Annotated in this window: 15 protein-coding genes; 12 read left to right on the top strand and 3 right to left on the bottom strand. The window is 46.6% G+C overall.

All coding sequences use genetic code 11. The features are described from left to right. Positions 1-125 precede the first annotated feature (125 nt). The 10 genes from FIV04_RS08580 (at position 126) to FIV04_RS08535 (ending at position 13,791) form a co-directional block, all read left to right on the top strand. The gene (locus tag FIV04_RS08580) at positions 126-1,427 is read left to right on the top strand and encodes a hypothetical protein (RefSeq protein WP_152468885.1); all 1,302 of its coding nucleotides are present in this window, start codon (positions 126-128) and stop codon (positions 1,425-1,427) included. 14 nt (positions 1,428-1,441) lie between these two features. Beyond that, entirely contained in the window at positions 1,442-2,416 is a 975-nt protein-coding gene (locus FIV04_RS08575) for a hypothetical protein (protein ID WP_152468884.1), read from the top strand. A gap of 153 nt (positions 2,417-2,569) precedes the next feature. Further along, positions 2,570-3,694 (top strand): ABC transporter ATP-binding protein, encoded by a 1,125-nt coding sequence (locus FIV04_RS08570; protein WP_152468883.1) that lies wholly within the window; start codon positions 2,570-2,572, stop codon positions 3,692-3,694. A gap of 17 nt (positions 3,695-3,711) precedes the next feature. Beyond that, positions 3,712-7,083, top strand: a complete 3,372-nt coding sequence (locus FIV04_RS08565; RefSeq protein WP_152468882.1) for a cellobiose phosphorylase — start codon at positions 3,712-3,714, stop codon at positions 7,081-7,083. A 96-nt stretch (positions 7,084-7,179) separates the two neighbouring features. Beyond that, the gene (locus tag FIV04_RS08560) at positions 7,180-8,169 is read left to right on the top strand and encodes a LacI family DNA-binding transcriptional regulator (RefSeq protein WP_032548779.1); all 990 of its coding nucleotides are present in this window, start codon (positions 7,180-7,182) and stop codon (positions 8,167-8,169) included. A gap of 7 nt (positions 8,170-8,176) precedes the next feature. Further along, complete coding sequence (locus FIV04_RS08555) at positions 8,177-9,424, top strand: extracellular solute-binding protein (protein WP_152468881.1); 1,248 nt, start codon at positions 8,177-8,179, stop codon at positions 9,422-9,424. Positions 9,425-9,446: 22 nt separating this feature from the next. After that, positions 9,447-10,322, top strand: a complete 876-nt coding sequence (locus FIV04_RS08550) for a carbohydrate ABC transporter permease (protein WP_150872794.1) — start codon at positions 9,447-9,449, stop codon at positions 10,320-10,322. A 2-nt stretch (positions 10,323-10,324) separates the two neighbouring features. Then, positions 10,325-11,146, top strand: a complete 822-nt coding sequence (locus tag FIV04_RS08545) for a carbohydrate ABC transporter permease (protein WP_008222128.1) — start codon at positions 10,325-10,327, stop codon at positions 11,144-11,146. Beyond that, complete coding sequence (locus FIV04_RS08540) at positions 11,146-11,631, top strand: hypothetical protein (protein ID WP_152468880.1); 486 nt, start codon at positions 11,146-11,148, stop codon at positions 11,629-11,631. The genes FIV04_RS08545 and FIV04_RS08540 overlap by 1 nt, the downstream gene beginning before the upstream one ends. Before the next feature lie 3 nt (positions 11,632-11,634). Further along, positions 11,635-13,791, top strand: coding sequence for a glycoside hydrolase family 3 N-terminal domain-containing protein (locus FIV04_RS08535; RefSeq protein WP_152468879.1), 2,157 nt, complete (start codon positions 11,635-11,637; stop codon positions 13,789-13,791). A 122-nt stretch (positions 13,792-13,913) separates the two neighbouring features. Here FIV04_RS08535 and FIV04_RS08530 read toward each other — a convergent pair whose 3' ends face one another. After that, a complete protein-coding gene (locus FIV04_RS08530; RefSeq protein ID WP_152468878.1) occupies positions 13,914-14,498 on the bottom strand; it encodes an FMN-dependent NADH-azoreductase in 585 nt (194 codons plus the stop codon). A 211-nt stretch (positions 14,499-14,709) separates the two neighbouring features. On the opposite strand from FIV04_RS08530, the gene hrpA reads away from it, so the two are divergent. Both hrpA and FIV04_RS08520 read left to right on the top strand, forming a co-directional pair. Continuing rightward, a complete protein-coding gene (gene hrpA, locus FIV04_RS08525) occupies positions 14,710-18,708 on the top strand; it encodes an ATP-dependent RNA helicase HrpA (RefSeq protein ID WP_152469550.1) in 3,999 nt (1,332 codons plus the stop codon). A 136-nt stretch (positions 18,709-18,844) separates the two neighbouring features. Next, complete coding sequence (locus FIV04_RS08520) at positions 18,845-19,339, top strand: outer membrane beta-barrel protein (RefSeq protein ID WP_150872788.1); 495 nt, start codon at positions 18,845-18,847, stop codon at positions 19,337-19,339. Positions 19,340-19,501: 162 nt separating this feature from the next. Here FIV04_RS08520 and FIV04_RS08515 read toward each other — a convergent pair whose 3' ends face one another. After that, on the bottom strand, positions 19,502-20,260 hold the full coding sequence (locus tag FIV04_RS08515; protein WP_152468877.1) for a hypothetical protein: 759 nt from the start codon (positions 20,258-20,260) through the stop codon (positions 19,502-19,504). Further along, on the bottom strand, positions 20,181-20,978 hold the full coding sequence (locus FIV04_RS08510) for a hypothetical protein (RefSeq protein ID WP_152469549.1): 798 nt from the start codon (positions 20,976-20,978) through the stop codon (positions 20,181-20,183). Before FIV04_RS08510 ends, FIV04_RS08515 begins: the two co-directional genes overlap by 80 nt. Between the last annotated feature and the right edge of the window lie 184 nt (positions 20,979-21,162).

Genomic DNA, 21,162 nt, shown 5'->3' with positions numbered 1-21,162 from the left:
ACAAAAGGTAAATGACCACATTGCTGATAATGTTACTCCGGTGGGAATATCCGTGGTGAAACGTTTATACATAAAGGTCGAAACGAGAAATGATTAAAAAAAGCCTTTTAGCTACCTGTACCCTCATGGCTAGCATGTCAACGTTCGCTGATGTCACCATCACCGAACTTACCGTTAACCCACAACTCTACCCAGTAGGGTTTGAACAACATTTACAAAGAAACTTGGATTTCTTTGTTGATGGCGTAGGTGTAGATCAAAAAGCCAAAGTCCCATACGACACGATTTTTGTCGATAAAGACGGCCAGATTGAACATGCGTATTACGTCAATACGACAGAGATTGGTCTGTACCTAAACGTACTGGTTGAAGCGCACAAAAATGGCAATGCCGATGCGTTAGTGCGTATTCATGAAACCTTGGATGCACTTGCCGGTACGCCGACTTGGAAAGGCCTATTTTACTGGCCTTATGACATTGAAGGTGATCAACTAAAACCGAACAAAGACGGCATTGTTCCTGCGGTGGATAACGCCAATCTAGCCTTTGCTCTTGCGGGTGTAGCGGGTGCTTATCTGGATTCAAAACAAGCCGATGAAAAGCAAGTCGTCGCTAAGGTTGAATCCATTCTTAACAGCCAAACAGACGGTTGGGCTGAGCTCTATGATGAGAGCCGAGGATTACTGTACTCAGGCTGGTCGACAACCAAACAAGCACCACTGACTTACCATATTGATCGTAAAGCCAATGAAAGCCGACTCGCGCCAATCTGGGCTCACCTGATCACTCAAGACTCAGAAAATAGAGTGCCAAAAACTGCGTTTAACAACATGGAGTTATATACGCAAGACTACTACCTAGATGGTAAGAAATATTCGCCGATGCTGACTTGGGATGGTGCGTATTTCCAAGGCATGCTTTCAATGATTTGGTTGGAAGAGCGCTCATTGATCCCTGATTTCTCGATGATCGAAGATATGACAGAGATCCAGAAGTACCACGCTATCAAACATCAAATTCCTTTCGTGTCGTCCGCAGCAACGGTTGACGATGGTTATGCGGCATTCGGTGTCCCAGAGCTATCAGAATCTAAGGTTCGTTTTAACAACACAGATATCGCTGGTGGTGATACCGGTACACCTCACGCCCTAGCGCTTTCTTACATGGTGAATCCATTTGAAGCCGTTAACTTGTTAAACACAGTGATCGACTACTACCCACAACTTGAGACCCCTTATGGCTGGTATGACGCGATTAACGGCAAAGGTGAAACGTCGACAAAAATTCTGTCTCTAGACCAAGGCATGTTTGTGGGAGCTTTCCTTTCACCGGCTATCAACCAAGACGTGCGTAAGTACTTAGAAAGCAAGAATTACTACGCAGCGATCGTTGATATGTACGAGACCTTTGAACCGAATAACAAATAGAAAGGAATTGAGTCGTGAATTTTGAAAAAGCAGTGAACGTTATTAAGGCCGCGAGCATCATCCCGTTGATGGCGATGGCTATCCCTTCTGTCGCTTATGCTGACGAAGTGCAAGAGGAGGCACAAGAAGAGGAAGAAGTGGGTTTGTGGAGTGACCACCAATACCGTGAGTTGATTCTGACCACTGAATCGGCAAAGAGCAGTAATGCTGCGCCGCGAACTCGTGCATTAACGGGTATTGAATACGAGCATATCGATAACGAAAACCAACCAAACGAAGAGCTTCTTCACTACATCTACGCTGACGGTTTCACCCGTGTGACCGACAACTTCAGTATGGGCTATGTATTTAAAGAGATACACCACAGCCGTGGAGGCGAGAGCACCGGTCAAAGTAACTATTCTGAAATCATTCCGAGCTTTTACTGGCGTCAAAATGACAATGTTGCTTACAACCTAATGTTGTCGTACGAAAAAACCATTGGCGAATGGCACTACGACAAGTACATGGCAAAACCGGGCATTGACCTTAGCTTTGGCCGTCACTTCTTACACCTAAGTGCGGAGCTAGGCTACAAAGATGAAAGACAAGGCCCTGGCAGCCGAGGCGCTTTCATTGAGTCTGAGCCTTTGTATCTTTACCGCTTAGATAACGGCATCAATATCGGTGCAAAGGTCATCTATGTTGAAGAGCATAACGACTTCAACTACGTCGAGTTTGCCGTTAAGCCTTTGGTGCAGTTCAACTTTGATAACGGCAACTACCTAGAGCTGCGTTATGAGAGAGGTACGTTAGACATGGGTTCAGATCCAAATAACCGCGACCATTTTGACTATGATGTTTATGCGCTATACGCGGATTTACCAATCAATGAACATTTCTCCTTCTTGGCAGATATTCAGGTGAAAGATCGTCACGCGGATCCGGCACCTTGGACAGGAGACCAATTGGTTTGGTTCTCTAAAGTCGGGATTGTTTGGAAGTTCTAAAAACAACTTTAGTTATCGTGGGATTGCTAATCAGCTGAAACAAACGTGAATTTGACAATCCCACACCTCACCACTTGCACTATTGTTTGGATACACCGCGAAGGAAGGTGTGACCTAAATAGTGAACGCATTTACAGATAGGAATGCAGAATCATGGCGAAAGTAACGCTACAAAATGTAAACAAAGTCTATGACAACGGCTTCCACGCTATTCACGATGTGAGTTTAGACATCAAAGATGGTGAATTCATGGTGCTTGTTGGTCCATCTGGCTGTGCTAAATCCACAATGCTGAGAATGGTCGCCGGCTTGGAAAGCATTACTGATGGGCAGCTAGTGATTGGTGACCGAGAGTGTAATGACTTGCCGCCAAAAGACCGTGGTATCGCGATGGTATTTCAGAACTACGCGCTGTACCCGCATATGACTGCTTACGAAAACTTAGCATTTGGTTTAGAAACGGCAAAAAAACCGAAAGCAGAAATCAAAGAGCGTGTCACCAAAGCAGCCGAGCTTTTAGAAATCACTGACCTGCTCGATAGAAAACCAAAACAGATGTCAGGTGGTCAGCGCCAACGTGTTGCCTTAGGACGCGCAATGGTACGTAACCCGGATGTGTTCTTATTCGATGAGCCGCTATCTAACCTAGACGCCAAGCTTCGAGTGTCGATGCGTCGCCGAATCATTCGCCTGCATAACCAACTTCAAGAGTCGGGCAAGCCAGCAACCATGATCTATGTAACCCACGATCAGGTGGAAGCGATGACCATGGGAGACCGCGTCTGCATTCTTAACCAAGGTCGCATCATGCAAGTCGATACGCCGATGAATGTGTATCACAACCCAAAAAACAAGTTTGTTGCAGAGTTTATAGGCTCTCCAGCCATGAACATGCTTGAAGGCACCTTGTTAGAACAAAGCGGAAAAGTGTGCATGCAACTCAATGAGCACACCATCGAACTGTCGCAAGCACATCAAGAGAAAGCGAAAGAGTGGGTAGGGCACCGCGTTCACCTTGGTATTCGTCCAGAGCACTTGTCGGTATCTAATCAAGCGAATCAAAACACGCTACCGGCAAAAGTTGAGGCGAAAGAAGAGTTGGGGTCAGAAGTCTACTTACACGTCACCATCTTCGATAAACCGGTGGTTTGCAAATTACTCGATACCGAGCAAACACCTGATGTCGGTACTCATTGCCACATTCAACTTCAAGTCGAGAAATGCCACGTCTTTGATGACGCTTCTCAAGAAAATATCCACTACACAGAATCAAAATAAGTTTGGAGTAAAGCTTTATGCACCACATTCAACCTGGATCACAAATGAGCGTTGGCAACGAAAGCCTAAACCTCACATTCAACGCAGATGGCGTACTAGGCGCAATTCGCAGTGATCGTTTAATGGTGTCTCTGTTCGATACGCCTGACTCAGAAATGGCTATCTCGAATGTATTCCTTCGCGTTAAGGGTGAGGGTAAATCAAATGTCACACCATTGCTTTTTTTTAATAACAAGATTGAAACGTTTAAGCAGAGCGATGGTTCACTACAGTGGGTAACAACAACAGAAGACTTTGAAGCTGTTGTGTCGATTAAAACGGCTGACCATACGTTTTTCTACGATGTGAGCATTACCAACCTCTCTTCACAGCCACTGACGTATGACCTGATTTACGGTCAAGATGTTGGTCTTGCGGATGAAGGCGCAGTTAAAACCAATGAACTGTATTGCTCTCAGTACCTTGACCATCAAATCTTTGAAAACCAAATGGGTTACGTGGTTTGTAGCCGTCAGAACTTGCCTCAATCTTCAGGTAACCCGCGCATTCAATTGGGTTCTCTTTCACCTGTGGTTGGCTACAGCACCGATGGTTTCCAGTTCTTTGGTAAAGAGTTCAAGTTTACCGGTGAGGCAGTAGCATTGAACGCGCCTCAACTTGAAAACAAAAAATATCAATATGAGATGGGCTACATCGCGCTTCAAACTGAAGAAGTCACGCTTGCAGCAGACTCGTCTAAAGAAGTGGTTTTCTACGGCGTTGTCACTGCGGATTTCCCGAAATCAAATTCGGGCGAGCCTATTGAGCTGGAAGAGATTACAGCTAAGCACGCTCAACGAACGTTATCTGAAGAAATGGAACGTGAGCCCTTATCTTGCGTACACCAACCTAAAGGCGAGTACCTGCAGGGTGAAAAGCTGAGTGAGAAAGAGATCACGGAGTTCTTCGGTGATGATCAAACGTTCGCAGACGTTAAAGACGGTAAACTGTTGTCATTCTTCTATGGCGACAACAAATACGTGACCTTGCCAGAGAAAGAGAAGCACCTAGAGCGTATGACAGGTCATGTGATTGCATCGGGTAACAACCAAGATTACCAGCAATCTATTATGAGCTCGACTCACTACATCAGCGGTGTTTTCAATTCACAGCTGACGCTTGGTAATACTTCATTCAACAAACTATTGGGAGTTTGCCGAAACCCGTTAAACCAATTCACTCATGCAGGACAAAGAGTATGGGTTGAAGTGGACGGAACCTACCGCGTATTGGGCATGCCTTCGGCTTACGAAACTGGCCAAAACTATTCGCGTTGGATCTATAAACTACTTGGCGGCTACGTAGAGATCGTTTCGTTTTCAAGTGCGCAAAGCCCAATCATCCAGCTAGATATCACCAAGCACGGAATTGAGGCTCCGCTTTCAATTAAAGTGTCACACCAACTTGTTTTCGGTAACAACGAAGGTGAGGGCAGAGTCGAGATTGCAAGAGATGGCGAACTGTTCACTGTGACAGGCAAGAATGAACTGATTGATCAATTCATGTCGCCGCTGAGTTATGGCCTTGCAGTGTCAGGCATGGGCGTAACGGCTGAAACAATCGGGCGTGCGGATTCGGACTCAGTAGAATATCTGGTACTCAGCGGTTCCCTTGAAAGCCACTGTTCAATCGCGATTGGCGGTAAGACGGATGCGCTAAACACTACCACACAGTTTATGGCGTTTGAGGCGGAACGCGAGCAATACCAAAAGGGTATTCAGTCCCTGACCAAAGGCTTCAGTGTTGATTTCAGCGAAGACAATGGAAACAGCCAGCGCATCAATACGTGTTTGAACTGGTTCACTCACAACGCCTTAGTTCACTACTCAACACCACACGGCTTAGAGCAATACTCAGGTGCGGCATGGGGTACGCGTGATGTGTCTCAAGGCCCATTCGAACTGTTTATGTCGATGCAGGAATACGCAAAAGCAAAAGCGGTGCTAGAAGAGATCTACAGCCACCAATACCAAGAAACGGGCACTTGGCCTCAGTGGTTCATGTTCGATCAGTACGCGACTATCCAACAAGAAGAAGCGCATGGTGACATCGTAGTATGGCCGCTCAAAGCTCTAGCTGACTACCTAAATACGACAGGCGACATCAGTATTCTGGATGTTGAACTGCCGTACACGCTGGCAGAAGAGGGCTTTGTAAAGAGCGAAAGCAGCTTCACGTTAATGCACCACGTACAGACTCAAGTTCAGCATATGCTTGATAACTTGGTACCGGGTACATCGCTCTCTTGCTACGGCGATGGCGACTGGGACGATACGCTGCAACCAGCGAACCAATCACTGCGTGAGAACATGGTGAGTGGTTGGACAATTCCATTAACGCTACAAGCCCTTAAAGGTATGTACCAAGCCCTTCAAGGCAGTGAACATCAAGATTACGCGGCTTCTTTGATGGAGTTGGCCGACAAGATGGAAAGTGATTACCACCACTACTTGATTAAAGATGGCGTAATTGCAGGCTTTATCCACTTCGATCGCGATGAAGAGGGTAGCGTCAAACAAATCGAACACTTGCTGCACCCATCGGACCAAAAAACAGGCATCAACTACCGACTATTGCCAGCAAGCCGTTCAATCATTTCAGAAGTATTTGATCCTGAGATGGCAAGTACTCACATGGACATCATCAAGCAGAACCTTGTTCACCCTGACGGTGTTCGCTTGATGGACAAAATGGCCGAGTACAAAGCGGGTAAGCAGAGCTACTTTAAGCGCGCAGAACTGGCAGCCAACCTTGGACGTGAAGTGGGCCTTCAATATTGTCACGCTCATATTCGATTCATCGAAGCGCTATGTAAGTTGGGCGATGCTGAAGCGGTATTCGACAACCTGTACAAAATTATCCCTGTAGGTATTCAAGACCACGTGCCAAATGCTGAGCTTCGTCAGTCGAACGCGTACTTCTCAAGTTCGGATGCGAAGTTCAACGACAGACCAACCGCATATGACAACTTTGAGCAAGTGAAAAACGGTGAGGTTGCAGTGAAAGGCGGCTGGAGAATCTACTCAAGTGGCCCAGGTATCTACGTTAACCAACTTATCTCTAACGTATTTGGCGTTCGATTCGCGCACAACGATCTCATTCTTGACCCAGTTATCTCACCGCGAGTTGGTCAAACGAAGATCCAGTTCGAGCTTGATGAGAAACCAGTGACCTTGGTTATCGATTTGGTTGAAGGTTCACACACGCCAAAAGCAATCTCGATAAACGGTGAAACGGTGCCATTTGAACTGACTGAGAACCGCTACCGTTCTGGTGGTGCGAAGATCTCACGCGAATGGTTGCTTCAGAGATTGAGTAGTGAAGAAAACACCCTTCATATTTCCCTTTAATAATCTGTTGGGCTCAGCGATGGGCCCAACCCAAAAGGCTGAGTATGAGAAAAGTGCAAGGTGTGAAGAGCTGGGCTCTTAAAGGAAATAAGTGAAATGAAAGTGACCATTAAAGACGTCGCTAAAAAAGCGAATGTCTCAATCGCAACCGTTTCGTATGCAATGAATGACTGCAATCGTGTCAGTGAAAAGACGCGTCAGCATGTTCTTAATATTGCACACGAGATGAATTATGTCGCTAACACCAATGCCAAGCAGTTGAAGCAACGCCGTAGCTATGCCATCGGCCTGTTTCTAAACAACTGGTTTGGCCCGATTTACAGCGAGCTTGTCAAAGGTATCGAGAAGGTTTGTCACCAACGCGGTTACGATCTTGTGGCTTGTAGCATGTACGGCAATGAAGATTCGACTGCTCATAAGTACATTCGAGACCGTGTCGTTGATGGCGCCGTGGTATTAACCAATTCATTTGATACCGAGTTTCTAAAGTCGGTCGCAGGTCCAGATTTCCCTATGGTGGTTCTAGACCGAGAATTAAGCGCTCCTGGTATCTACAACATCCTAATTGACAACTTTGGTGGTGCGTTCAGTGCAACCAAAGAGTTGGTGCTTAAGGGCTGTAAGGATATCTACTTCTTCACTGGACCAGAAGACTCATACGATAGCAAGAAGCGACTGGATGGCTACATCTCAGCGTTGGGTTATTTCAATATGCCGGTCAAAAACCATCATTTGATTAAAAGCGATTTTACAGAAAAAACCGCGTACAAGCAGATGAAGGAATTATTGGAGCAAGGGCGCAGACCCGACGCCGTATTTGCGGCCAATGATGAGATGGCGATTGGCATTATTCGCGCAGCGAAGCGTTATGAAATAGACATCCCGAGCGAAATGAAGCTCGTCGGTTTCGACAATATAAGAATGGCAGAGTTAATGATTCCGAGTTTGACCACCGTTACCCATGAAAAAGAGGGGATGGGGGAGCTTGCAGCATCAACGCTTATCAATGCGCTTGATGAAAAAGCCAAAGAATCAAAAGCATTAACGATTTTGCCAACCTCATTAATTTTACGTGAAACTCTGTAGGATAGTTATGAAAAAGTGGTTGATTGGATGTGTGCTTGCGCTGAGTTCGCAAGTATCACTCGCAGATAATACCCGTATCGAAGTCATGACCCCAGTGGGTAACTACATGGACTTTGTCCGTTCTGAGTTAGTTCCTGAGTTCAAAAAAAGATATCCCAACGTAGATGTAGTCGTATCAAACGATGAAAACTTAGAGACCCGTATGGCAGCAGGTGATGTGCCAAACCTATATGCAGGTGTGTTTGGTTACCAACCCGCTAAATACGCGAAGATGGGTAAGCTCGCTTACTTAGAGCAGTTCGAAGGTTTCGAGGCAATGTCGGATAGGATCGATCCTGTTTTTATGCAGAAAAACTATGGTCGAAACTACTACATCCCATGGAATGCGACAACGACGCTGATGCTCTACAACAAAGAGCTGTTCATTGAAGCGGGATTAGACCCAGAGAGTCCACCTCAAACCTGGGATGAATTTTTACACGCGGCAGAAAAGATCAGTCAACTGCCTCCTAGAGCAGATGGGAGTCCTGTGTACGGCACCGTGTTTTGGAACGAAGCGTTGTCGTGGGGTAGTTGGTACTGGAGCATGCTGGCTCAGATGTACTACAACTTCAACGACGGCCAATACGGCTTGCTTAATCGTTTCGGCACTAACCCTATCTTTGATAGAGAGGAAGCGAATCTAGCACTGTTCTTTGAAACCATGGCTAAAGCTCAGCAGTATGCGCCACTGACCATGGAGAAGAACTTTTTCTCGCGCACCATTGGCATGTGGCCACAGTTTGGCTTTGGCTGGAAAGCTAACCTAACCGAAGCCGCAGGCAAACCTATGGTGGTGGGCGAAGATGTTGGACTAGCACCGATTCCGACGCTGAACAAGGGCGACACCTCATATTCCACACTAGACGGTCGCGCTCTGATGATTTTCAAAAATAGCGTCGAGAAAGAGCAGCTGTCGTGGGCGTTCTTAGAGCTAATGATGGAAGACGAGTTCAACCACAAGGCCAATATGGCACTGGGTCAACTGCCAACACTGATCTCGCTAAAAGACCGACCTTACTACAACACGCCAGAAGCTAAGCCATTTGTAGAACAACTACCTAATGCCAAATTGAATGAGCCTTTTGCGCTGTCATCGGACATGGCTGGCGTCATTCTTGAGCAGTATTCAAAGGCTGTGGTTAAGCGCGATGTCTCTGCTGAGGAAGCGGTGGAAGCGGCGGCGCAGCAAGCTGAAAAACTCATTAACGAATAGTGTGATAGGTCTAAGTGAAACTATGAAAAAAGATAACCTCATAACCGGCTACCTGTTCCTTGCACCTTGGATTGTGTACTTCGCGGTCTTTTTGATTTATCCGTTCTTCTTGTCATTTGAGAGCAGCTTTCTCAGCGTAAATATCTTGATGCCAGAGAACACCAAGTTCATCGGTTTAACCAACTGGATTACCGTGGTAACGGACTTCTTGTTCTGGAAGTCGCTATTCAATGTGGTGTTTAACCAAGTCATCTTCGTCTCGTTAAGCTTCGTGATTGGATTGGGTTTGGCGTTGCTTCTCAATGAGATTAAGTTCTTATCGAGCATGTTCCGCACCATCATGTTCATTCCAGTGGTGACCTCGATTACCGTAGCGATGATCATTTTCGACTTCGTGTCTGGTCCTTCAGGCCCAATTCAAGACACCATGGTGGGCGCGAATCTTCTTTCAGAGCCAGTGTTCTGGAAGTTTGAAGAGTGGTTACCAATGCCTGTGATTGCCGTGTTCAGTGCATGGAAGTGGTTTGGTGTACAGATGATCATCTTCCTTGGTGGTATCGCCAGCATCGACAAATCTCTGTTCGAAGCCGCTGACATTGATGGTGCGTCGTGGTGGCGTAAGACCAAGAAAATTACTCTGCCGATGATCATGCCTCAGATCGTGTTCGTGATGACAATGAACATTATCAATGGCCTACAGATGTTTATCGAAGTGTTCATGAACTTCGACTTAAACGGTGGCCCTTACCAATCGGCACTCACTCCGGTGCTCTACCTATACCAAACCGGTTTTGAGCAGATGAAGATGGGTGAAGCTTCAACCATTGGCTTAATGCTCGCTTGCGTAATTTACCTGCTGACGATGATGCAGTTAAAAATCACCAGTAAGGAAGACTAATCATGAATGCTGATAAGAAAAAGAACCTACTGATTTATGGCACACTTCTGGTTGCCACCCTTATTGTGTTGTATCCGTTCTTCTACATGGTGATCAACTCATTTAAGACCGGCCCTGAGATTATGCACAGCCCGAACAGCTTACCAAAAGAGTGGTCGTTCGCTGGCTACATCAAGGTGTTTGATTCAGTGAATTTGGGGAGAGTGTTCTTCAACACCATCTTCATCTCAGTCACTGTCACGGTACTAAACACACTGTTCTCGTCGATGGTCGCGTATTCGATTGTCAAAACCAACTTACCTGGCCGCGAGTTTTGGCTGAAAGTGATTCTTGGTTCGATGATGATTCCAGCGATTCTGTTCACTATCCCGACTTACATGATGATGTATGAGTGGAATTGGATTAACACCTATCGCGTGTTGATCATTCCGGGTGCCATCAGTGCATACAATATCTTCTTGATGGTGCAGTTCATGAAGCAGATAGACAACGCCTATTTGGAAGCGGCACGTATTGATGGCGCAAGTGAGATGCGTATCTTCTTCAAAATCATTCTGCCGATGATGCGACCAGCTTTGGCAACGGTCGGCATCCTGACTTTCATGGGAGCGTGGAATGACTTTATGGGGCCATTACTTTACGTACGAGATGATTCTCTGATGACGCTACAGCTTGCTCTGTACAACTTTAAAACTGAAGTACCGGGAACCAACCTAGAACAACTGTGGGCGATGACCACCATGATTGCGGTTCCTGTTGTGATTGTCTTTTTCTGCCTACAGAAGAACTTCATCAAGGCATTTACTGGCGTAGGGGTTAAGTAATGAAAGTATCGATAGGATATAAATTATTAGCGCTGGCCTCGGTTATTTTAATCGCCTACGGTTCGGCGTGGTTGAAAGCCTATTCACTATCTGAAAACTACTTTGCATACGCAGAGCAGCAATACGAGCAAGGTAAATTAGTGACTGCGTTAAAAGGGATGAACAAACTCGAGCTTAGAATTGAAGACGAGTATTTGGGGGGCTATCAGCAGGTGATTGAAACTTGGCGTAACGCAACGCTTGGTCCTAAGCCAGACGCGTACTACGCGTCATTAGAAAAGCCTGCATTGATCATTGAACAACTTAACGAACAACAGTTAATGGAGTTCATCGAGATCTACGTTCAGCTTGATTCTCGTTATGTGCCAACGGCCGCTGACCAACTGCGACGCTTAGCGAAGCAGTCTGGTAATGATGCGTTGTACCAAGAGATGACTGAGTTTCTAACCGAAGCTTTCCCACGTTACAAAATGAAAGAGATCTAATCGATGGCTCTATACAAAGACAGCTCAGCGAGTTACCAAACCAGAGCGCAAGATTTACTGTCTCAGATGACGCTTGCCGAGAAAGTGGGTCAGCTTTGCCAATCGCCAATGCTGGATTATGACGATAACAAGCAAGAGTACTTGATGAAAGTGGAGCAGGGGGCGTATGGCTCACGCATCCTTGCTGACACGGCTTGGGCAGGTAATGCGCCGGGTGAATCGGTTGATCCGCACCAGCTGAATGAGATCCAAAAGGTGGCGATGGAAAAAAGCCGCCTTGGGATTCCCGTCATATTCGCTCGAGATGTGATTTATGGTCAAAAGACAGTGCTGCCTATTCCTCTGGCTCAAGCATGTTCTTGGAACCCAACACTGGTTGAAGAGGCTTACGAGTGCATTGCAGCTGAGGCGGCCTCATTAGGCATCAACTGGACTTTCGCTCCGATGCTCGACATCGTTCGAGACCCTCGTTGGGGCCGAGTGATTGAAAGCTCTGGTGAAGATCCGTACTTAACCAGTCAGTTTGCAAAATCGGTGGTGAAAGGTTTTCAAGGTGATGACCCTTCGCAGCCAAATAAGCTGGTGGCGTGTGCTAAACACTTTGTTGGCTATGGCGCATCAGAAGGTGGTCGCGATTACGACACCACGGAATTCAGCGACAACACCTTGCACAATGTACACTTGCCGCCGTTTGCCTCAGCAGTGAAAGCAGGTGTTGCAACCATGATGTCTGGATTTAACGACCTTGGTGGTACACCGGTAACTGGCTCTCGTCCATTGATTCGAGACTGGCTCAAAGGCGAGCATAAGTTTGATGGCATGGTCGTCAGTGATTGGGGATCTATTTCCGATCTGGAATACTTCCAAGTTGCGAAAGACCCATCGGCTGCGGCATTAAAGGCGTTGCATGCGGGTGTGGATATGGCGATGACCCACGAAGCCTACGAAGACACCCTTGAAGAGTTGGTTAAGAGCAATCCAAGTTTGGAAGAAAATCTAGATGAAGCCGTTTACCGTGTGTTGTTAACTAAGTTCCGCGCTGGGCTGTTTGAACGACCATACATCGACCCTGAACTGCATAAGGGCGTGCTGGGCTTAGAGGAACATAAACAAAAAGCGCTGGAATTAGCACAAGAAAGTATGGTGCTGCTAAAAAACGAAGGTGATTTGCTACCGTTGGACTCACAAGGTTTAACCATTGCTGTGATTGGCCCTCATGCTCATTCGCAGAGGCAGCACCTTGGTTCTTGGTGTCTTGATGGCAATGCGGACGACGTTGCAACGATCGCTGATGGTATTCAAGCCGCAGCGCCAGATAACACCATAATTACTGATTCAAGTGCATTCAGTGATGACATGATGGAGTGTGCGCATCGCAGTGATGTAGTCGTGCTATGCGTAGGTGAGAGTCATCGCCGAACGGGAGAAGCACGCAACATTGCCGAGCTTGTGCTGCCACCGGGACAAGAAGAGCTGATTGAGGCCATTGGCAAAACGGGCAAACCTTTGATTGTGGTTCAATGTACTGGCAGACCTGTACCGTCACCTAAGATTGAGCAATACGCTCAGTCACTGGTTTATGCATGGCAAAGCGGCACAGAGACAGGCAATGCGGTCGGTAACTTACTGTTTGGTCATAGTAATCCGAGTGGCAAGCTCACCATGACGGTACCAAGAAGTACAGGGCAAATCCCGATGTATTACGGCCGCAAACCGATAGGAAAAATGCGAGCGTATCAAGAGTACATGCCGTATAAGAATGAGCAAGATACACCGCTTTACCCATTCGGTTTCGGCTTAAGCTACTCGCAGTTTGAGTATGGAAAATTGACGGCGTTGACGCCTGAAATTACAGAGAACGAGAGCCTCATTCTTGAGGTTGACGTTGAGAACAACTCTGCGATTGCTGGGCAAGAAGTCGTTCAGTGCTATATCTCTCGCAAGGTCTCTTCGACGACTCGTCCACAGAGGGAACTAAAAGCCTTTGCTAAGTGCCATTTTGAAGCACATGAGCGCAAAACAGTTCGGCTTGAGATTGATGCAAATGAACTCAAGTTCTACGGCAGCCAACAATGCTTTATGTACGAAGAGGGTGAGGTAGATGTGTATGTCGGTGGAAGCTGTTTAGCGACAGATAAAGTTTCTGTGACTCTGAAATAACCCAAACATGCTTTAGTAAATTCAAATAGAAAACAAAAGAGCCCCCTTTAAGCTTCTGCACATAAGGGGGCTCTTTTTACATCGATCAAACCAACACTGCGATTTGCTGTGTCGGCTCAGTTTTAAACTAGCTCAGCAAGCTTACTCTGTGCTTCTGAGATGCCTTTTGCTGCTGCGTCTTCACCCATGTTTAGTGCTTCTGCGTAAACAAATTCCACATCTGTGATGCCAACGAAGCCAAGTACTGTACGTAGGTAAGGTGTCACGCTGTCAGTCGCCGTGTCTTTGTGAATACCACCACGAGTCGTTACTACGATCGCTTTCTTACCTTCGATTAGACCTTTCACGCCGTTCTCTGTGTACGTAAACGTCACGCCAGCACGAGCAATTAGGTCAATCCAGTTTTTCAGCTGAGTTGGGATAGTGAAGTTGTACATAGGTGCAGCAATCACTAGCGTATTTGCCGCTTTAATCTCTTCGATTAGAGTATCAGATAGGTCAACAATCGCTTGCTGGTCTTGAGATAGGTCTTCCGTTGCGCGAAGCGCAGTTGCTACTGAAAAGTCCAACACTGGAAGTGGATTTGCAGCTAGGTCGCGAACCGTCAGTTTATCTTGGTCTACATTTTTGATGAACTCTTCAACCAGTTTAGTTGATTGAGAGTAATCGCCTAGGATGCTTGATTTAAGGGCTAATACACGAGACATAATGGTTTTCCTTGAATAAGTGCTTTTTGTTATGTGATGCATTATAGGAGAACAAAGAAAGCCTAAAAGACGATAGATTCGCTTGAGTTGTTCGAAAAAATTGAATGACTCTAGAAGGTGCGCCTTTGTAAGGTGCTTTCCGTTATCTTGTTCTAGCCCTTATGTGCTACAATTCGCAAAGTTTTATGTAATGAAAAGAATAGGACACGCTTTGACTTCGTCTCCGGAAAAAGCAGATAAGAATCAAGACGCCGCACGTTCGGACGCGGCAGACAAGAATTCTGCTTCTCAGGCTAAGGCCTCCCAAAATACACCTGCCTCTCTTCGTAAAGCGCTCAAAGAATGTATGATGCGCGATCGCTTCCGTCTGAGTAAGCGAATTGCAGGTGCTAGCCGAATTAAAAACGAGAAATCGAAACACGCCGTCTTTGACGAGATTGCACTAGATATTGCCCAATCGATGATGACGGCAACTCAGCGCGCTGCGCAAAAGCCAACCATCGAATACCCAGAAATCCTGCCAGTAAGCCAAAAGCGTGACGATATCGCTAAGGCAATTGAAGAGAACCAAGTGGTGATCGTTGCGGGTGAAACGGGTTCAGGTAAAACAACTCAACTTCCTAAGATCTGTTCTGAGCTTGGACGCGGTCGCTATGGCCTGATTGGCCATACTCAGCCACGTCGTCTAGCTGCGCGCTCTGTAGCAAACCGCATTGCAGAAGAGATGGAAACCCAACTGGGTGAGTTTGTGGGTTATAAGGTTCGATTTAACGATCAAATCTCTGATAACACCCAAATCAAACTGATGACCGACGGTATTCTACTGGCGGAGATTCAACACGACCGTTATCTAAATCAATACGACACCATTATTATCGATGAAGCGCACGAACGTAGCTTGAACATCGATTTCATCATGGGCTACTTGAAAGAGTTGCTACCAAAGCGTCCGGATCTAAAAGTGATCATCACGTCGGCAACCATCGACCCTGAGCGCTTCTCTAAGCACTTCAATAATGCGCCAATCATTGAAGTATCAGGTCGTACGTACCCAGTAGAAACTCGCTACCGCCCACTGGGTGGAGAAGATAGCGATTCTGATCGCGACCAAATGGAAGGTATCTTCGAAGCGGTTGATGAGCTGTGTGATGAAGGCTTAGGTGACATCCTGATCTTCATGAACGGTGAGCGTGAGATTCGTGATACCGCAGATGCGCTAAGTAAGCGTAACCTGCGTGACACTGAAATCGTGCCGCTGTATGCACGTTTGTCAGCGGGTGAGCAGAACCGTATCTTCCAATCGCACACGGGCCGTCGAATTGTACTGGCAACCAACGTAGCGGAAACCTCGCTAACGGTTCCTGGTATTAAATACGTGATTGACCCAGGTACTGCGCGTATTAGTCGCTATAGCTACCGCACTAAAGTTCAGCGCCTACCGATTGAGCCGGTATCTCAAGCAAGTGCTAACCAGCGTAAAGGTCGTTGTGGTCGTGTGGCTGAAGGTATCTGTATTCGTCTGTACTCCGAGGAAGATTTTGAATCACGCCCAGAGTTTACCGATCCTGAGATCCTGCGTACCAATCTAGCGTCGGTAATCTTGCAGATGACGGCTCTTGGTCTAGGTGATATCCAAGCCTTCCCATTTGTAGAAGCGCCAGACAAACGCAATATCCAAGATGGTGTAAGACTGCTTGAAGAGCTAGGTGCAATTGCATCGGGCAAACCAAATAGCAAGAACAAGAACCAAGGCGACGATACTAAGAAGCTAACGGCTATTGGTCGCAAGCTATCTAAGCTGCCAATAGACCCACGTTTAGCGCGTATGGTGATTGAAGCGCCCAACAATCGCTGCCTACATGAAGTGATGGTTATTGCGTCTGCACTTTCGATTCAAGACCCGCGTGAACGTCCATCAGACAAACAACAGTCGTCAGACGACAAACACAAGCGCTTCTTCGATAAAGACTCAGATTTCATCACCTTCGTGAACCTGTGGGACTATATCAAGAAGCAGCAAAAAGCGCTGTCGAGCAACCAGTTCCGCAAACAGTGTAAGCAAGATTACCTGAACTACCTGCGTATTCGTGAGTGGCAAGATGTTTACTTCCAAATTCACCAAGCGATGCGTGAATTGGATACCAAGCTAAACGACGAACCGGGTAGCTACGAAGGTATTCATCAGTCGCTACTATCAGGCTTGCTATCGCACGTTGGTATGAAAGACCAAGAGAAGAACGAGTACCAAGGTGCACGTAACGCTCGCTTCCATATCTTCCCAGCGTCTGGCCTGTTTAAGAAGCAGCCTAAGTGGATCATGTCCGCTGAGCTGGTGGAAACCTCAAAACTTTGGGGTCGCATCATCGCCAAGATTCAGCCTGAGTGGATTGAACCGTTAGCTAAGCATCTAATCAAGCGCAGCTACAGCGAACCTCATTGGTCGAAGAAACAAGCCGCGGTCATGGCCCACGAGAAAGTGATGCTTTACGGCATTCCAATCGTACCTAAGCGCCTAGTGAACTACGGTTCAATTGACCCAACTGTCAGCCGTGAGTTGTTTGTACGCAGTGCACTGGTTGAAGGTGAGTGGGAAACCAAACACGCTTTCTTCAAACAGAACCGCAAGCTTCTACAAGAAGTTGAAGAGCTAGAGCATAAATCGCGTCGTCGTGACATCTTGATTGATGACGATGAGCTGTTTGATTTCTACGACCAGCGTGTTGGTGAAGAGGTGGTTTCTGGCCGTCACTTTGATACATGGTGGAAGAAAACCAGCAAACAGACGCCTGAGCTACTGAACTTCGAGAAATCGATGCTGTTTCGTGGTGATGCGAGCCATGTTACCGATTTAGATTACCCGAACTTCTGGCACCAAAATGGCCTGAAGTTAAAACTGAGCTATCAATTTGAGCCGGGCGACGACAACGATGGTGTGACGGTTCATGTTCCACTGCCGATTCTGAACCAAGTAGAGCAGAGTGGCTTTGATTGGCAGATCCCAGGATTACGTCAAGAACTTGTCATTAGCCTGATCAAATCGCTACCTAAGACGTTACGGCGTAACTTTGTGCCTACGCCAAACTATGCAGATGCATTCCTTGCGCGAGTCACACCACTGGAAGCGCCGCTACTCGATTCTCTAGAGAAAGAGCTGCGTCGTATGACAGGTGTTGAAGTCGTGCGTGATGATTGGAAGCTTGATCAGATTCCAGAGCACTTGAAAGTGACATTCCGCGCGGTAGACCACCGTCGCCGTAAGCTGAAAGAGCACAAAGATCTGCACGAGTTGAAAGAGAGCTTGAAAGACAAGGTTCAAGAAACGCTTTCTAAAGTGGCTGATGACGACATCGAGCAGCAGAACCTTCACACATGGAGCTTTGGCGAACTGCCGAAGGTGTACCAACAGAAACGTGGCGGTTACGACGTAAAAGCCTTCCCTGCATTAGTGGATACCAAAGACAGCGTAGAGATCAAACTGTTCGAAACTGAGCAAGAGCAGATCTCAGCAATGAAAGCAGGTCAGCGTCGTCTGATTTTGCTTAACGTGCCATCGCCGATTAAGTACCTACACTCGAACCTGCCAAACAAGTCTAAGTTAGGTCTGTACTTCAACCCTTATGGTAAAGTCCTTGATTTGATTGATGATTGTATCGCTTGTGGTATCGATAAGCTTATCGAAGAGAAGGGTGGTTTGGTTTGGGAACCAGAGCAGTTTGAAGCATTGAAAGAACACGTTCGTGCAGAGCTTGGTGATACGGTTGTTGAGATCGCTCAGCAAGTTGAAACCATTCTGACCACAGCGTTCAACATCAACAAAAAGCTGAAAGGGCGTGTTGATCTATCGATGGCATTTGCCTTGTCGGATATCAAAGCGCAGATAGAAGGGTTAATATTCAAGGGCTTTGCGACTGAGTGTGGTTGGAAGCGTCTGCCGGACATCCTGCGCTACATGCGCGCGATTGAGCGTCGTATGGAGAAACTGCCGATTGATCCGAACAAAGACCGCCTACACATGATTAAAGTCGAATCAGTAATGAGCGATTACAAAGAGTTACTGAATAAGGTGCCAAAAGGGATCGCGGTTCCAGAAAATGTCAAAGAGGTGCGTTGGATGATAGAAGAGCTTCGTGTAAGCTTCTTCGCACAGCAACTTGGCACGCCGTACCCAGTATCGGACAAGCGTGTTAAAAACGCTATCGATGCTTGTTAAGGATTGAGCGAGATAATCGAGCAAGGTTCAGGTATGAATCTTGCTTATTTTCTTGTTAATTGGATAGTAATTACAAAAAGACGTTTTAGTGGCAATCATTTACCGCTTAAGCGTCGCTAGGACGAGAAGGTCAAGTATGAAAAAAACGTTATTAGCGCTAGCTCTGCTAGGTGCATCTTCAACAGCGATGGCTGATTCATGGTTATACGGTGGTGTAATGGGTGGTCAAAACTCATTTGCTGACGAGAGCGAATCAGCGGTGGGTATCCACGTGGGTACAGGTATTCTACCTATCATCGGTGTAGAAGCAGGTTACTGGGATTTAGGTTCTTTCAGCAACACTAAATACGGCAACCGCACTGCTCAAGACATTGACGCATCAACAGCTTACCTTGCTATTAAGCCAAGCATCGACTTCGGCCCTCTACACGTTTACGCGAAAGGCGGTCTGCACTCTTACGAGCTGAAGGGCGAAACATTTAAGCAAGACGACGTTGATATCATGTACGGTGTTGGTGCAGAGTACTTCATCTTTGGCCCAGTATCTGTTGGTGCAAGCTACCAGAACTTCAAGATGAAAGACGATGACTCAGGTGTATTCACGCTAAACGCGACAATCCACCTACTGTAAGATTCTTCTAAAGCAGTGAGTCGTCATTTTGGCGCTTTCGATTTGAATCGCACCAAAAACAACGAATTAATAAAAACGCCAGCGTAATTGCTGGCGTTTTTGTATTTGGGCTTTAACTAGCGAGTTTATTGCGAATAGCTAGCTCTATTGCAACTAACTAGTTTAGCGAGACTTTTTACTGTCTAGAATCTGTTGGATTCTCGGGTTCAGCGCTTTGCCGTGCTTCTCTTCGTACTCTTCACGTTTCAAGTCGTTGAGGTTCTTCACTGAGTTAGCAGCCAGCAAATGTTGTGGCAACTCAGTATGAAGCATACCTTTCTCATCGAGTCGTTTCGCTTCCAAGTAGTACTTCTTGAATAGAGCATCAAGCTTGTTTTCAGCCGTGCGTTTCAAGTCGTAGAGCTTGTTCTGAATTAGCCACTTTTCAATTGGGTTGATAGCAGTACGAGACAACACGCGAATGCGGCTATCCAATAGCTCTTCTTCTGTCAGTGAATCTTTTAGGATCCACAGTTCACCCATTTGTGGCGGCCAGCTGTTACCCAATTGAATACGCTCATGACAGTGCATCAGCACGCGGTTTAAGCCGTCAGAGTCGATGGTATTCGCGAACTCGATGAACTTGCCGCTTGGCTCACTACCGTATTGGTATTCCCATTGAGTTTCATACACGCTTAGGAATGAACCGAATACATGGATACACCAGTCAGACAGCTCTAGCTCAGCCGGATCTTGGTCAACGACGGGCACTTGCTGATTTGAGCCTGTATTGGACTCAACAACAGGTACCGATGGCGAAGCAGCGACCGGTAAAACTTCTGGAACAACAGTAGGCTCAGGATCAGAAAGTTGGCTTTTTGCCTTTCTGGATGAGTTGCTGCCTGAAGCGCTCAGATGGGCTAAGCTTTTGTCGATACCCATTTCCTTGAGTTTGTCCTGAAGTTCCTGAATATTGAGCGGTTTTCGGTTGTTGTCTTTCATTTTGCTTCTCGTTTACTAGCCAGTACTGCAACTTAGATTCAATTCGAGATATTGGCATTAATTCATTGGCTTTGGCTTTGTACCAAAGGACAAACTTCTTCCATATTAGATTATGGTCACCGGACAATCCGGAAAACTTAAACGCACGTTCAGCCCACGATGGAATGTTCTCTTCGTCCAGATCGTGAGTTGAAATTGTGTTGCCATTCATTCCACCGCGGCTTTGTGGGCGAGGGGAAGTCGACATCACTTGCATTGGCGCTGGAGCAGGCTGATATTTCGGTGCAGGTGCAGGTGCAGGTGCAGGTGCAGGTGCAGGTGCAGGTGCAGGTGCAGGTGCAGGTGCAGGTGAATAAACTGGAATGGAGTTGACCTGTTGTGCAGGTTGCTCTTGTTCCAGCAGCATCTTAAACACGTGAATTTCTTGGTTGTCTCTGCGCTCGACTTTCACTTTATCTAGCCAACCATTGTCGACTAGGGCTTTTAGGCAGTCCGCTAATCCGAAAACGGATAGAGCCGTCAGCGTAGAAGCCTTGTTAAGTTCAATCGTTGCGTAGCCTTCATCATCGGCATTGTCTGCGAGTAAAAGCATCACCAACTTTTCAGCTGGGCTGCTGGTATTAATTTTCCAAGTAAGATAGGTAAATTTAGCGCTCAAAATGATGCTCTTGATAAAGTACAACTCATGTTCCCATTGTAAGCCACCCACACCGGAATTTATAGCAACTTCAGCTAAATCAATGTCAGCTAAACAAATATTAAGCATTGCTGAGCATTCAACACTCCACATCTATTTCAAAACGGCGTATTTCAGAATCATACCGACCTATTTAAGAACCATA

Origin of the sequence: Vibrio sp. THAF190c (genome assembly GCF_009363355.1) — a bacterium.
GTDB classification, from domain to species: Bacteria; Pseudomonadota; Gammaproteobacteria; order Enterobacterales; family Vibrionaceae; genus Vibrio; species Vibrio fortis_A.
Note: the sequence above shows the minus strand (reverse complement) of the source record. Positions and strands in the feature narration are given on the sequence as shown.